Here is a 14,659-nt window from a genome sequence, read left to right on the forward strand (position 1 = left end):
TTCCTCCTGCTCCCTTATATAATAATCTCCAAAAGACCACCGGGAAAGGACCATGATGCAGGAAGGGCACCTCAAAACTCTTGCCTCAATATACGGAATCGCCACAGAGTACCGGAACATTCGGGGGGAGAGGATTCAGGTTCCTCAAAAGACCCTTGTGGCGCTTCTTCGAGCAATGGGGGTTGAGGATTTCTCCCCAGAGGGCCTGCACGAAGCCATCGCCTTGGCGAGAGCAAAAAAGAGTACCTTTGATTTTGTGATTCGTGTTCTGAGGAAGAGAACGGAAAGACTCCGGGTACCTCCTTCTTTTGTCGGGGGGGAGGCACGTATCAGCAACGAGCGTGGGGAAGTGGTGTTCCGCTCACGCGTTACCTCCCCTGTCCTCTCTGTACTCCTCCCCCCGGAATGCCCATGGGGGTACTACAACCTCACCATTGCTTCTTCGAACGGAGAACTCTCGTCGCTTCTCATCCTCTCTCCCGTAAAGGCCTACCTTCCTCCTGAGAGAATCTGGGGCATTCACGGGGCACTCTTCGCCCTGGCCACAGAGAGGAACCAGGGTATCGGGGACCTCAGGGATTTACGGGACCTTCAGGATCTCGTGGTACGTGCTGGAGGACGTTTCCTGGGTCTTCTTCCCCTCCACCTTATGCCCAAGGATGGTCCCCAGGGAACCAGTCCCTATTCTGCCTCCTCGCGGCGACTCTTCGACCCCATCTACCTCCCCCTTGATGAGGTCCTCTCGCTCTTTCCAGAACTTTCCCTCTCCATCCCCCCGGACCCCAACCCTTCGGAGAATCTCATCAACTACGAGCTAATCTGGCGGGAAAAAGACCGTTTTCTCCGGAAGGTTTTCCAACACTTCTTCGAGAAGCGAACGGAGACTTTTGCCGCTCTCTGGAGGGAATTCCAGAATTTCTTGGACCGCGAAAAAGATCGGGTGATTTGGGCCTCGCTGTACCAGGCTATTGCCTCTGAGGCAGGGCCGGACTGGCGGAAGTGGCCCGTTCCTTTTCGGGAAAGAAACGAGAAAGCCCTGAGGGACTTTTTCCAGGCTCGCGAGCAAGACGTTCTCTACTTTGCTTTCCTTGAGTGGCTCATGGACCGCTTTCTGGAGCGTATCACAGAGAAACACCGTATCCTCTGCTTCGACATTCCAGTGGGTTGTGCACCTTCAGGGATCGAAAGCTGGCTCTGCCGGGAAAGACTGGTCTTCAATTTCACCGTAGGAGCACCTCCTGACGATTTTTCCCCCGAGGGGCAGAACTGGGGATTCCACCCTTTCTCTCCCTGGAAGATTCGAGAAAACCATTATGCCGATTTCATTGCCCTTCTCCGGGACAACATGCGCTTTGCCCGTTTTGTGCGCCTTGACCACATCATGGGGCTCAAGAGGCTTTTCTGGATTCCCGAAGGCGGCAAACCTTCTGAGGGAACATACGTTCAGTATCCCTTCCGGGAGCTCCTTGCCATCCTCACCCTGGAAAGCACAAGGCATGAGGTCATCCTCCTCGGTGAGGACCTGGGAACCGTCCCACGCTTTTTGCGCAGTGCCCTGAGAAGATCCTCCATTCTCTCAACCCGGGTGTTCTACTTTGAGCGGGAAGGTTCGTCACCACGCCACCCCCAGGAGTACCCCCCAAAGAGCTACGCCACCCTGAATACCCACGACATGCCACCTCTTCTGGCATTCCTCGAGGGAAAAGATGTCCTTCTTCGGAAGGATCTGGGAATCTTCACGCCCGAGCAGGCTGCCGTGCTCCTTGAGGATCGGAAGCATTTCCTGGAGGAATGCCTGAAAAAACTCCAGGAGTGGGGCTTTCTCCAGGAAGACAATTCCACACCACAGGCGTTGCTTTTTGCCCTTTGCCGGTTTCTCGCCGCAACACCTTCCCGGGTCGTTTCGGTGAGCCTCGACGACCTTCTTGAGAGCACCACCCAGGTGAATCTCCCGGGGACTGTTGAGGAGTACCCGAACTGGCGATACCGGTTACCTGTACGCTGGGAAAAACTCAGGGAGCGACTGACTCACCTTGCCACCATCTTTTCTCCAAAGGGAGGAAGGACAGAGTATGTCCAGAATCTATGACGTTATCGTTGTTGGCGGAGGACACGCTGGATGTGAAGCGGCCTGTGCTGCAGCGAAGATGGGACTCAGAACACTCCTTATCACCATGTCCATCCACCACATTGCCCTTATGCCCTGCAACCCTGCCATCGGTGGTCCGGGGAAGGGTCACGTGGTTCGTGAAATCGACGCCTTAGGGGGACTCATGGCCAGGGTCACAGATGAGTGCACCATCCATATCAAGCGGGTCAACACTGGCAAGGGACCTGCGGTCCAGACACTTCGGGCCCAGACGAAGCGGGATCTCTACAGCCTCACCATGCGACGGTACCTCGAAGCGCTGCCAAACCTTTTTCTCTTTGAGGGAGAGGTTGAGGACATCCTCCTTGAAAGAAATGGTTCGGTGAAGGGAGTTCGGGTCAAGCACGGAACGGAGTTTCTCGCCAAAGCGGTTGTGGTCTGTGCTGGGACGTTTCTCAACGGCATCATCCGCATCGGAGAGCTTTCGTACCCTGCGGGTCGCCGGGGGGAGTTCCCTGCCCAGTCCCTCAGCCAGGCACTGAGGAGACTCGGACTGCAACTTGGGAGGTTGAACACCTGCACTCCTCCGCGGCTTGACCGAAGGACAGTAGATTTCTCCAGAATGGAGGAACAGAAAAGCGACGAGGAACCGCTTTGCTTCTCCTACGACAGTACCCCCCGTGTCTACGAAGGACAGTCGGTGTTCATCACCCGGACGACGAAAACGACTTGCGACATCATCAGGGCCAATTTCCACCGTTCACCCCTCCTTTATACGGTTGCAGAGAGCTCTCCTGTTCGTGAATGTCCCTCTATTGAGGACAAGGTTTACCGGTTCCCCGAAAAGGACCAGCACCTCATCTTCATCGAACCTGAAGGAGAAGATACCAACGAGGTCTACGCCCAGGGGATTTTCACCTCCCTCCCTGAAGACGTCCAGTGGATGGTTGTACAATCCATCCCTGGCCTTGAAAACGCCCACATCGTTCGCCCAGGATATGGGATTGAGTACGACTACGTTCTCCCCACACAACTCCATCCTTCACTCGAGTGCAAGGACATCCCTGGGCTTTTCTTAGCCGGGCAAGTCAACGGAACCTCAGGCTACGAGGAAGCCGCAGGCCAGGGAATCCTTGCGGGAATCAATGCGGGAAGGTATGTCCAGGGCAAGCCTCCGCTCATCCTCCGGCGGGATGAAAGCTACATCGGGGTCATGGTGGACGACCTGGTGACAAAGGGGGTCACAGAACCCTACAGGTTGCGCACGGGCAAGGTTGAATACCGCCTTTTCATCCGTCACGACAACGCTCATTACCGGCTTTCCCAGTACGCCTACGAGGTGGGGACCATTTCATGGGAACGGTACGCCAGGATTGTCGAAGAGAAACGACAGATCGAGGAAGAAATAGCACGGCTCAACCAGCTAACCATTGCCCCAACACCAGAACTCAACGCCCTTCTTGAGAAGAAAGGCATGCCCCCTCTTCGAGAACCGATACGAGCTGCTCATCTCCTTGCCCGGCCTTCAATCACCTATAGAGATCTTGCGCCCTTTGACCCTGCAAGACCTTCTTTGCCCCCCCAGATCATTGAGGAGGTCGAAATCGAAATTAAGTACAAAGGATACATGGAGCGGCAGAGGCGGCAGATTGAAGAGTTCCGGAAGCTCGAAAATACAATCATTCCACCTGGATTTGACTTCTCTAAGATCAGGGGTCTCTCACGGGAAGCCCGGGAACGCCTCGTGAAGGTGCGTCCCGGAACCCTGGGGCAGGCTGCCCGAGTTCCGGGAGTCACCCCGTCGGACATCATGGTACTCCTTGCCCATCTCTCCCGGAAATGACAGGCTAATAGAGCTCGAGGTACCTTTCGATTTCCCAGGGATGAACTGCCCGCTGGAATTCTTCCCATTCCTGGCGCTTGGCTTTGAGGAAGTAGTCAAGGATGTGGGGAGTCAGGGCGCTCTTGACAACCTCGTCCTTCTCCAGCGCACAGAGCGCCTCCCCAAGGTTTCGCGGCAGATGACGGATGCCCCACTCCTCCCGTTCCTCAGGGGTGAGGTCGTAGAGATTGATGTTATTGCAGGGACGGCCGGGATCAAGCCCCCGTTCAATACCGTCAATTCCAGCTTTCAGGATGACGGCAAAGGCAAGGTAAGGATTACAGGAGGGGTCAGGACTGCGGAACTCGGCCCGTGTCCCTTTCCCTCGCTGAGGTGGAACCCGAACTAAGGGGCTCCGGTTCTTTTCGGCCCAGGCAATGTACACGGGGGCTTCATACCCCGGCACGAGACGCTTGTAAGAATTCACCAGGGGGTTGGTGATGGCGGTGATGGCAGGAGCGTGTTCGAGAAGGCCTGCGATGAAGCCCTTGGCAACACGACTCAAACCGTCAGGACTCTGGGGGTCGTAGAAGAGATTCTCTTCACCCCAGAAGAGCGAAAGATGTGTGTGCATTCCTGACCCGGGAACGCCGTAGAGGGGTTTGGGCATGAAGGTTGCAATGTACCCCTTTCGAAGGGCAAGGGTCTTCACCGCAAGTTTCAGGGTGATGAGGTTATCGGCAATTTTCAGGGCATCACCGTACTCGAAGTCGATCTCGTGCTGCGATGGTGCCACCTCATGGTGTGAGGCTTCAATCCGGAAGCCGAGCTCCTCAAGAGCAATGACCATATCCCGTCTGAGGCTTTCCTCAAGGTCAAGAGGGAGAAGGTCAAAATAGCTTCCGCGGTCGCTTACCACCACCCGTCCCCCTTCGTGCTTCAGGATGAAGAATTCCGCTTCCGTTCCAACTTTCAGTTCAAATCCTTTCTTCCGCGCTTCTTCGAGGACCCGCTTGAGGTTGGTTCGAGGACAGCCTTCGAAAGGAGTACCATCAGGCCGGCGAACATCACAGATTACCCTGGCAACCCGTTCCTCCTCCCAGGGGCAGACGATGAACGTGTCGAGATCAGGAACAAGCTTCATATCCGACTCCTCAATCCGGACGAATCCCTGGATGGAGGAGCCGTCGAAATTCACTCCTTCCTCCAAAGCTACCGGGAGCTTCTTCGCTGGAATTTCAACATTCTTGGGAATGCCAAGAACATCCACAAATTGCAGACGGACAAAGCGAATGCCCGATTGCTCAACTTCTTTAAGGACTTCTCGAACTTCCCGCATTGTTCATCGCCCCTTTTCTCCCACAAGCTCTCTGAAGCTCCTCTGCCACTCCTTCTTGAGCTCTGCGATCTCCTCTTTCTCTTTCTCCACATACGCCTTCCCTTCAGCACACATCCTCAAAACTTCCCTGGGTGCGGTACTCCCAAAAGTAGACTTCCGGGTTACAGAGTTCTCTTCCAGAACCACCATCCGCACGCCTTCGTCGAAAAGATGTGCCCATTCTCCGAAATCCTCGGGCACAAGGTCTCTGAGCGTCCTGCCCTCTCCGATGAGCTTCCGCACCACCCTTCCCACAAGCTCGTGCGCCTTCCGGAAAGGTAACCCCCTGGTGACGAGGTATTCACAAAGATCTGTGGCGGTTAAGAATCCCTCTTCAAGGGCTTTTCGCATGCGCTCAGGCTGGGGGAAAACATGGTCCACAAGCCGCGCTGCGATGGTCACCACTCCCAGTCCCTCGTTCACTGCCCGGAAAAGAGGACGCTTATCCTGCTGGAGGTCGCGGTTGTAGCTTAAGGGCAGGCCCTTCAGGGTCACCGCAAGGCTCACCCAGGAAGAGAGGATTTCTCCGGTCTTTCCCCTGATGAGCTCGGCAACGTCAGGATTCTTCTTCTGGGGCATGATACTGGATCCAGTGGTGAAAGCGTCGTCAATCGTGAGGAAAGAGAAAAAAGGCGTGCTCCAGAGGACCACTTCCTCGCCAAAACGCGAAAGGTGCAGCGCAAGAACGGCGAGGGCGTGGAGCACATCAAGAATGAAGTCCCGGTCAGAGACGGCGTCCATGGCATGGTCCTGAACCCGTGGGAAGGCAAGGAGCTCAGCCACAAAAAAGCGGTCGAGGGGGAGCGACGTTCCGCAGAGGGCAGCCGAACCCAGGGGGGAAACGTTGACCCGGCGTAAAGCTTCCTTCAGACGTTCGATATCCCTCTGGAGCATGAAAAAGTAGGCCAGAAGGTGGTACGAGAAGAGCACGGGCTGTGCAGGCTGCAGATGGGTAAAACCGGGCATCATGATATCCCGGTATTCCTCTGCCTTACGGAGAAGGGCACTCTCAAAGGTGAGAACCCCTTCTATGCACTCTGCAACCTTTTCCCGGAGATACAGCCGCTCGTCAAGGACCACCTGGTCGTTTCGGCTCCTCCCGGTGTGGAGTTTTCCGGCGACTTCTCCAACCCGTTCACGGAGCGTAATCTCCACAAGGCTGTGCACATCCTCAAAGGGTGAGGGATCGATCCGCCCCTCCTCAAGGTCACGGTAGACCTCTCGAAGGCCAAAGATAAGGCAATCTTTCTCATCCTCACTCAAAAGCCCCGCCCTGGCAAGACCAAGGCAGTGGGCAATGCTGCCCCAGATGTCATAAGGGTACAGGAGATAGTCATCACCAATAGAGGTCGAAAAGGAGAAGACCTCGGCATCGAGATCTTTCTCCATCCGACTTCCCCACAGTCTCATGTCACTCACCCTGCTTCTTGTGGCAGCGCCTCAGGACCACCGCCTGCGTCCGGGAAGGAAGGCTCCAGATAGTGATGAATCCCTCGCTGGCTTTGTGGTCAAAGAGGTCCCCCTTGTCGTAGGTGGCGAGGGCAAAGTCGTAGAGGGAGTACTCGGATTTCCGTCCTACAACACGCATGCTTCCCTTGTAGAGCTTGATTCGAACCGTTCCGGTAATCCTTCGGGCAAGGCTCCGCATAAAGGCGTCAAGGGCTTCCCGAAGCGGTGAATACCAGAGACCCTCGTAGACAAGCTGAGCATACCGCTCCTCAAGGTACGGCTTAAAGTGTGCAACCTCCCTCGGAAGGATGAGTTGCTCCAGATCCCGATAGGCTTCAAGAAGAATAAGGGCCGCCGGGCATTCGTACACCTCACGGGACTTAATCCCCACAAGGCGGTTCTCGACATGGTCAATCCTCCCAAAACCGTGTTCTCCCCCAAGGCGATTGAGTTCCTCCACGAGGTTGACGAGAGAGTAGTACTGCCCCTTAAGGAGTCTGGGCACACCTTCTTCAAAACCAATTTCAACATACGCCGGTTCATCGGGAGCCTCTAAGGGATTCCTAGTCCAGGCAAAGACGTCTTCGGGAGGTTCAACCCAGGGGTCCTCAAGTACACCGCACTCGATACTCCGTCCCCAGATATTCTGGTCGATGCTGTACGGTCGCTCAAGTGTGACGGGTACAGGGATTCCATGAGCACTGGCGTACTCTATTTCTTCCTCCCGGGTCCATCCCCACACCCGTGCCGGGGCAACCACCTTGAGGTCAGGATTGAGCGACGCCACAGCAACCTCAATCCGCACCTGGTCGTTGCCCTTCCCGGTACAGCCATGGGCCACCATGGTCGCACCCTTCTCCTCGGCCACTTTCACCAGGTACTTAGCGATGAGCGGTCGGGAAAGCGCCGTGGAGAGGGGATACCGCTTCTCGTAGATTGCACCTGCCCAGAGCGCCGGAAGAACGTATTCGTTCAGGAACTCCTCCTTCACGTCAAAAACCAGCGCTTCCTTCGCACCGATGCTCAGGGCCTTTTTCTGAATTTCGGCAACGTCTTTCCCCTGTCCAAGGTCCAGCGTTACCGTGTAGACCTCTGCCTGAAACTCCTCCTGGAGCCAGCGTATGGCCACTGAAGTATCAAGACCCCCCGAGTATGCCAGAACGACCTTTTTGGCTGTACCCATTGTCCAAAACCCCCTTCTCAAAGACCTTCAAGAACCTCTTGCAGGACACTCACGCCGTGGTGAATCTCCTCTTCACTAATGATGAGGGGAGGCAAAAAACGGAGCGTGTCCTCGTTACACGCATTCACAAGGACTTTTCGCTCAAACATCCGGTGTGCTATTTCCTTTGCTCTCCCCGGAATCTCAAGCCCCCACATAAGGCCCATTCCCCGAACTTCCCGAACCTTTTCCGGGAAGTTGCGGCGAAGGGATTCCAGTTCCTGCCCGAAAAGCACACCCTTTTGCCGCACGGATTCAAGAAAAGTCTCACTGGCGATGGTGTCCACCACAACGCAGGCACTTCGGGCAGCAACGGGATTCCCACCAAAAGTGCTCCCGTGGTCCCCTTTCTTCGTAATTTCGACCACTTTCTCGTTCACAAGCACTGCCCCAATAGGGAGACCTCCTCCCAGTCCCTTAGCCAGGGTCACAATGTCCGGTGTTACCCCAAAGTGCTGAAAGGCGAAAAGAGATCCCAGCCTTCCAAGACCACATTGTACCTCATCGAAAATAAGGAGCACATCCTGCTCGTCACAGATACTCCGGAGGGCGGCAAGAAACTGTGGACTGCAGGGGTACACTCCTCCTTCTCCCTGGACCGGCTCAACGATGATGGCGCAGACCTCTTCTTTGAGGAGTCGCCGGACACTCTCGATGTCGTTGAGATCTGCAAAAAAAATCCCTGGTGGGAAGGGGTCAAGGTCCTGGTGGAACTTCTCCTGTCCGGTCAGCCCCAGGGTGAGCAGTGTCCTCCCGTGGAAGGACCGGCGAAAGGCAATATAGGCATATCGGTTGCCGTGCTTCCTCTTCCCGTAGAAGCGGGCCATCTTGAGGGCCACCTCGTTCGCTTCGGCACCGCTGTTGACAAAGAAAACCCTTGCCAGACCGGAGTACCGGACAAGGCGCTCAGCAAGCTCCACCTGGGGAACGTTGTAGTAGAGGTTGGAGGTATGGATCACTCGTTCCACTTCGTCGTGGATAGCTTCTTTGAGAGGCCGGTAATCATATCCCAGGAGGTTGACCGAAATGCCCCCGACGAAGTCAAGGTACGCATGCCCTTCGAGGTCGAAAAGGTAGGACCCCTTTCCTCCGGTGAAAACCACCGGCATTCTCTGGTATGTCCCCAGGAAATACCGCGCTTCTTTCTCAATCACTTCAAGCGACGTCACCATCTTCAGATCCCTCCAGAACAATCTTTGTGCCGGAAAGCCTTCCTCCCTTACAGAGCTCGGGAAGGTGCACAACTTCGCTTCCTTCACTGATGAACACCTCGCGGACGCATCCTCTGAGGATACGCAGCAGAGCCTGGAGCTTAGGGACCATCCCTCCACGTATCCTCCCCCCGGCAATGAGGTGTTCCATCTCTGCCAGGGTCAGGGTCGTAATCAGGGAATCCCGGTTTTCGGGATCCTGCAACACTCCGGGAACGTCGGAGAAGAACACCAGGTACTCCGCCTGCAGCGAGCGGGCAATGTGTGCAGCAACCCAGTCAGCGTTGACGTTTAGTGCCTGCCACTCCGAATCCCCGCAGATTGGGGAAACAACCGGGACAAATCCGTGTGCCCAGAGGGCGTGGAGGATGCGTGGGTCGACCTGCGTCACATCTCCCACCTGCCCAAGGTCGATTGTTTGGCCGTTCTTCTCCACTGTATACCGCTCGCCTCTTAAGAAAAAGGCGTCTCGTCCGCTGATCCCGCAGGCTGGAATGCCAAAGCGCAAAAAGGCACCAACCAGCATCTTGTTGAGAAGGCCGCTCAAAACCATCTCGATGACGTCCATCTCCTCTTTCGGGGTGACCCGAAGTCCGTCAACAAACTGTGGCACTTTTCCCATCTTTTGCAGGACTTCGGAAAGCTGCGGCCCTCCTCCATGGACCACCACCACCTGAGCACCTTCTGCAAGGAGTTCCCCCACTGCCCGGGGGAGTGCTTCCTCGTTCGGCGTCAGAAGCTTTCCGCTGACCTTCACCACAAACTTCATGGGAGTTCCCCCCTGCTTTAGCTATAGTGGCTATTGATACGCACGTAATCGAGGGAAAGGTCACAGGTCCACACGGTAAAGGAAGCATCCCCAAGCCCCAGATGAATATCAATGGTGATCTCTTTCCGGCCCATGACCTTCCTGAGCTCTTCCCTCGACGCCTCTTCCGCCCGCATCCCCCAGCGCACACAGGGCATACCATTGAGGAAAACGTGGATCCGCGAAAGGTCCAGAGAGACGCCACTCCGCCCCAGGGCAGCCATAATGCGCCCCCAGTTCGGATCCTCCCCAAAAATCGCGGTTTTCACGAGAGGTGATTCTGCAATGGTGAAGGCACAGCGCTTCGCCTCTTCTTCAGTCCGAGCTCCCCACACGCTGACCGTCACGAACTTAGTTGCCCCTTCTCCATCCCGAGCAAGGTCCTTCGCCAGCTCCTCACACACGAAAAAGAGTGCCTCACGGAAAAGGGAAAAGCCTGAAGAGTCCTTAAGGAACACTCCGCTTCTCCCATTGGCCAAGAGCAAGACCATGTCATTGGTGCTTGTGTCCCCATCCACGGTCACCCGATGGAAACTCCTGTCCACTGCCTCACGGAGCAACCTCTCAAGGTCCTCACGAGAAAGTGCAGCGTCTGTGATGAGGAAGGCTAGCATGGTCGCGAGGTTTGGCCGGATCATCCCAGCCCCCTTCGCAATGCCCGCAAGGTGAACCATCCGCCCGTTGCAGGAGAATGCAACAGCCCGTTCCTTAGGAAAGGTGTCGGTGGTCATGATAGCCTTGGCAGTTTCCCGGCTCGATTTCTTCTCCGGGAGAATCGCTGCAAGGCGCCGCAACCCCTCGTCGATTCTCTCAAGGGGGAGGAACTCTCCGATGACCCCAGTGGAGGCCACGGCAACAAGGTCAACGCTTGGGATACCAAAGTACTGCGCCGCTTTCTCCGCCACCCACTCGGCATCCTCTTCCCCTTTCTTGCCGGTGCACGCATTGGCCACACCGCTATTCACAACCACAAGCTGGAGGTGACCTCCCCTTTCCAGGTGTCGCTTTGTGACAAGAACCGGTGCCGCCTTCACCTCATTTCTCGTGAACATCCCCGCCGCAACGGCAGGGATCTCCGAAAGGATTACCGCAAGGTCATTCCTCTCCTTCTTGATACCGCAGTGAATGCCAAAAGATGAAAATCCCAGGACGGCGTCCAGTCCTTCATCAAGGATGAAAAAACGTTCCCGCATCTCTCAAACCTCCTCACGGGTAGAGGACTCCCTCAGGAAGACCCACTCGCTCATCGATACCGAACATGATATTGAGATTCTGCACTGCCTGGCCTGAAGCCCCCTTGGTGAGGTTATCAATGGCCGAAACAATGACGACGTGTCGCGCTCCAACTTTTCTTAGACCCAGGTCGATGAAGTTTGAGCCCACCACCCACTTCAGCTCGGGGAAACGACCCCGGGGGAAGACCCTCACCCAGGGTTCCCCCGAAAAAGCCTGTTCCCAGAGGGTTAGAAGGTCCTCCTCAGAAACTTCCCTCGCCAGGGTGATGTATATCGTGCTTAGAATACCCCTCCTTACGGGGAGAAGATGGGGAACGAAGTGCACTTCGACTCCTTTCCCCCCAAGGACTGAGAGCTGCTCCGCAATCTCGGGACCGTGCCGGTGTGTCCCGATGTTGTAGGCCCGAAGATTCTCGTCAACCTCACAGAAATGCAAATCCTCACTAGCTTTCTTTCCGGCTCCAGATACGCCAGATTTACTGTCCACGACAACTGGAGGCACAACGAGCCCCTCCCGGAGCAAAGGGAAAAGCGGGATGATGACCGAGGTGGGATAGCATCCCGGATTCGCAACAAGGCGTGCTGTGCGAATGCGCTCCCGGTAAACCTCAGGGAGGCCATATACGGCCTCCTCGAGAAGATGAGGGGCTTTATGGGGAATACCGTACCACTGCTCGTAGGTTTCCCTGCACCGGAACCGGAAATCCGCACTCAGATCGACAACCCGGGTGGCTTCAAGAAGCCTCGGAATGTACTCCATGGCCACCCCGTGAGGAAGGGCTGTGAAGACCACGTCGACTTCCCGGGCACGATCGAGAACTTCCTGACCCGAAATCATAAGAGCAACCCGTTTCCGCCATGCTGGACAGTACTCCTCAAGGGACATTCCCGAAAAACGCTCACTGTGGACCCAGGAAATCTCCACCTTAGGATGACTGGCAAGAATCCGGAGAAGTTCAAGACCAGTGTACCCCGTACCTCCGAGAATCCCAACCCGTACCATCTTCTCCACTCCCTTCCGAAAGAAAAAGACCCCGCCAGACGACGAGGTCCTCTGCAGGGGTACGGCGAATGCCGCACGGTGCCACCCTGCTCCACTCATTCTGGTAACGGAAAAACTCCGGAACACCCTACTTGGGGACATCCGCCCCGTGCTTCGGGCTCAGCTCGTGGGCTCTCGCAACATCCCGGGATAAGGAAGGGACTTTCACCTTCTCCCCCTCGCTGTACCTCTCCCGAGGTTGCCTCCCATTCATTGCCTTTCCTTCCTGTCCTCCGTGTCTCTCTCCTCCGGTAGAAGAAAAACCTCAGACACGTGATGTAACAAGACCCAGCTCGCGCAGAACCCCAAGGAGCTTCTCTTCCTTCTCTTTCTCCAGAGAACAAAGTGGTGGTCGAGCCTCTCCAACCTCAAACCCCAAAAGCTGCAGGGCTCGCTTCACAGGAATGGGATTCGTGGAAAGGAAAAGCGCCCGGAAAAGGGGATAGAGGCGGAGATGGATGGCCCTGGCCTCCTCCATCTTTCCCTCCTCAAAGGCCAGAATCATCTGTTTGATGTCCTGCCCCACAAGGTGGGAAGCCACACTTACCACTCCCACACCTCCCAGGGTGAGCACCACAAGAGTCATGTTGTCATCCCCGCTGTACAGCGAAAAGCCCTGAGGAAGAAGCATGGCAAGGCGCGAAAGCTGGTCCGGGCTTCCTGAAGCCTCCTTCAGTGCCACGATGTTGCCGATTTCTGCAAGACGGGCAACCGTCTCCGGCTCAATGTTCACACCCGTACGGGAAGGAATGTTGTAGAGCATTATAGGGAGGTTCACCGCCTCAGCAATGGCCCGGAAGTGTCGGTACAGGCCCTCCTGGGGTGGACGATTGTAGTAGGGAGCAACAGCGAGAATCCCATGGACACCAAGCTTTTCGGCTTCCCGGGAAAGGCGTATCGACTCCTGGGTGTTGTACGTGCACGTTCCTGCGATGACCTTCGCTGTCCCTCCGATTTCCTCCAGGGCAAGGTCAAAAAGCCGCAATTTCTCTTCTTCCGAAAGCACCGGAGCCTCTCCAGTTGTGCCAGCAACTACCACTCCGTCGGAACCGTTCTCCACCAGGAATCTCAGAAGCTGGCGAAAAACTGGTTCGTTGATTTCCCCCCGCTCATCAAAGGGGGTTACCACCGCCGTGATCAGACGACCGAAGTATCCCTCCATGCTTTCCCCCCTTTAGCAGAGCTCGTCAAGCTGGAATTTCCGATGGAGCGCCCTTATGGCCTGCTCCATGTCCTTCTCAGCCACAAGGCAGGAAATGGTCACATGGGAGTCACTGGTTTGAAGGATTTCAATTCCCGCATCCCTCAGGGCCTCCACCACCTGGGACATCACTCCGGGGCGATCTGCCATTCCAGAACCCACAAGGGAAACCTTGGCACAGGGTGAAGTCATTTCAAAGAGGAATCCTTCTCGGGAAAGGATTGTCTGCACCTTCTCCTTCACCTTCTCGTCCACGACAAAAGCGGTACTTTCAGGGAAGAGGTTGATAAGATCGATGCTCACCCCGTGTTCAGCGAGCGCCTGAAAGAGCCGAAGTTTAAGCTCTGGCTGACCTCCAAAGCTCGCCCGGAACTGTGCTAGTCCCCTTCGATAGGCAATGCTGTACACTGGCCTTTCATGAGAGAGCACCCGCAGGCCTTCCCGCACGAGCGTCTGGATGTCGCAGATCAGCGTCCCCTTTCCCTCGTCATTCAGACTGCGCACCCGGATGGGAACCCGGTATTCCCGGGCAACATCCATGGCCTTGTGGTGGATGACCTTTGCCCCCTGCTGGACGATTTCTGCAGCCTCCGTGTACGTGAGCCCCTTAAGAATCTGGGCCTCAGGAACAATCCGGGGATCAGCGGTCATCACCCCTTCGACATCGGTGAAAATGTCGACATAGTCTGCCTGGAGGGCAACTCCCAAAACCACAGCCGTGGTGTCACTCCCCCCTCGGCCAAGGGTAGTGATTTCCCCATCCTCTGTGACTCCCTGAAAGCCCGCCACCACAGCCACATACCCATCCTTGAGGTACTTTGTAATCCGATCCGGTTCAACCCGAAGGACAGTGGCATCACCAAAGGACTTATTGGTGATGATTCCCGCCTGCCCTCCGGTGAGAGCGACAGCCCGAAGACCTACCCGACGAAGGGCCTGAACCATGATGACCGAAGAGATGATTTCCCCACAGGAGAGGAGAAGATCAAGATTCCGGGCATCGATTTCCGGAAACTCCTCCTGAGCCAGGGCAATCAGGGTATCGGTGGCGTATGGAGCTCCTTTCCTCCCCATGGCCGATACGACCACAACAGGAGCAAAACCCTCTTCATAAGCCTCCTTCACCTTCGTCGCCGCCTTCTGCCGGAGCTCCCGTGTGTGAACCGATGTTCCTCCAAACTTCTGGACAACGATGCGCATGA

11 protein-coding genes are annotated in these 14,659 nt (G+C 55.9%); 2 read left to right on the forward strand and 9 right to left on the reverse strand.

Annotated elements, in window-relative coordinates:
• Window positions 1–52: 52 nt before the first annotated feature.
• Both malQ and mnmG read left to right on the forward strand, forming a co-directional pair.
• Window positions 53–2,089 carry a 4-alpha-glucanotransferase gene (gene malQ / locus ACPT9Q_RS00175; protein ID WP_427365926.1) on the forward strand — a complete coding sequence of 679 codons (2,037 nt, stop codon included), beginning with the start codon at window positions 53–55 and terminating at the stop codon, window positions 2,087–2,089.
• On the forward strand, window positions 2,073–3,932 hold the full coding sequence (gene mnmG, locus ACPT9Q_RS00180; protein ID WP_017873123.1) for a tRNA uridine-5-carboxymethylaminomethyl(34) synthesis enzyme MnmG: 1,860 nt from the start codon (window positions 2,073–2,075) through the stop codon (window positions 3,930–3,932). The genes malQ and mnmG overlap by 17 nt, the downstream gene beginning before the upstream one ends.
• A gap of 4 nt (window positions 3,933–3,936) precedes the next feature.
• Here the strand turns inward: mnmG and ACPT9Q_RS00185 are convergent, their stop codons facing one another.
• The 9 genes from ACPT9Q_RS00185 to dapG all read right to left on the reverse strand — a co-directional run bounded on the left by ACPT9Q_RS00185 (window position 3,937) and on the right by dapG (window position 14,657).
• Entirely contained in the window at window positions 3,937–5,250 is a 1,314-nt protein-coding gene (locus tag ACPT9Q_RS00185) for a glutamine synthetase beta-grasp domain-containing protein (protein ID WP_017873124.1), read from the reverse strand.
• 3 nt (window positions 5,251–5,253) lie between these two features.
• Entirely contained in the window at window positions 5,254–6,678 is a 1,425-nt protein-coding gene (gene argH, locus ACPT9Q_RS00190; protein WP_017873125.1) for an argininosuccinate lyase, read from the reverse strand.
• A 22-nt stretch (window positions 6,679–6,700) separates the two neighbouring features.
• On the reverse strand, window positions 6,701–7,921 hold the full coding sequence (locus tag ACPT9Q_RS00195; protein ID WP_427365927.1) for an argininosuccinate synthase: 1,221 nt from the start codon (window positions 7,919–7,921) through the stop codon (window positions 6,701–6,703).
• Window positions 7,922–7,938: 17 nt separating this feature from the next.
• Window positions 7,939–9,132: an acetylornithine/succinylornithine family transaminase gene (locus ACPT9Q_RS00200; protein ID WP_017873127.1), complete on the reverse strand. Its 1,194-nt coding sequence runs from the start codon at window positions 9,130–9,132 to the stop codon at window positions 7,939–7,941.
• Entirely contained in the window at window positions 9,116–9,940 is an 825-nt protein-coding gene (gene argB / locus ACPT9Q_RS00205) for an acetylglutamate kinase (RefSeq protein ID WP_017873128.1), read from the reverse strand. Before argB ends, ACPT9Q_RS00200 begins: the two co-directional genes overlap by 17 nt.
• 17 nt (window positions 9,941–9,957) lie before the next feature.
• Window positions 9,958–11,172: a bifunctional glutamate N-acetyltransferase/amino-acid acetyltransferase ArgJ gene (gene argJ / locus ACPT9Q_RS00210; RefSeq protein ID WP_427365928.1), complete on the reverse strand. Its 1,215-nt coding sequence runs from the start codon at window positions 11,170–11,172 to the stop codon at window positions 9,958–9,960.
• A gap of 13 nt (window positions 11,173–11,185) precedes the next feature.
• A complete protein-coding gene (argC, locus tag ACPT9Q_RS00215; RefSeq protein ID WP_017873130.1) occupies window positions 11,186–12,217 on the reverse strand; it encodes an N-acetyl-gamma-glutamyl-phosphate reductase in 1,032 nt (343 codons plus the stop codon).
• A gap of 304 nt (window positions 12,218–12,521) precedes the next feature.
• The gene (gene dapA / locus ACPT9Q_RS00220; protein ID WP_017873132.1) at window positions 12,522–13,418 is read right to left on the reverse strand and encodes a 4-hydroxy-tetrahydrodipicolinate synthase; all 897 of its coding nucleotides are present in this window, start codon (window positions 13,416–13,418) and stop codon (window positions 12,522–12,524) included.
• 12 nt (window positions 13,419–13,430) lie between these two features.
• Window positions 13,431–14,657, reverse strand: a complete 1,227-nt coding sequence (dapG, locus tag ACPT9Q_RS00225; RefSeq protein WP_026137283.1) for an aspartate kinase — start codon at window positions 14,655–14,657, stop codon at window positions 13,431–13,433.
• Between the last annotated feature and the right edge of the window lie 2 nt (window positions 14,658–14,659).

The organism is Candidatus Caldatribacterium saccharofermentans, assembly GCF_050267035.1.
Lineage (GTDB): Bacteria > Atribacterota > Atribacteria > Atribacterales > Caldatribacteriaceae > Caldatribacterium > Caldatribacterium saccharofermentans.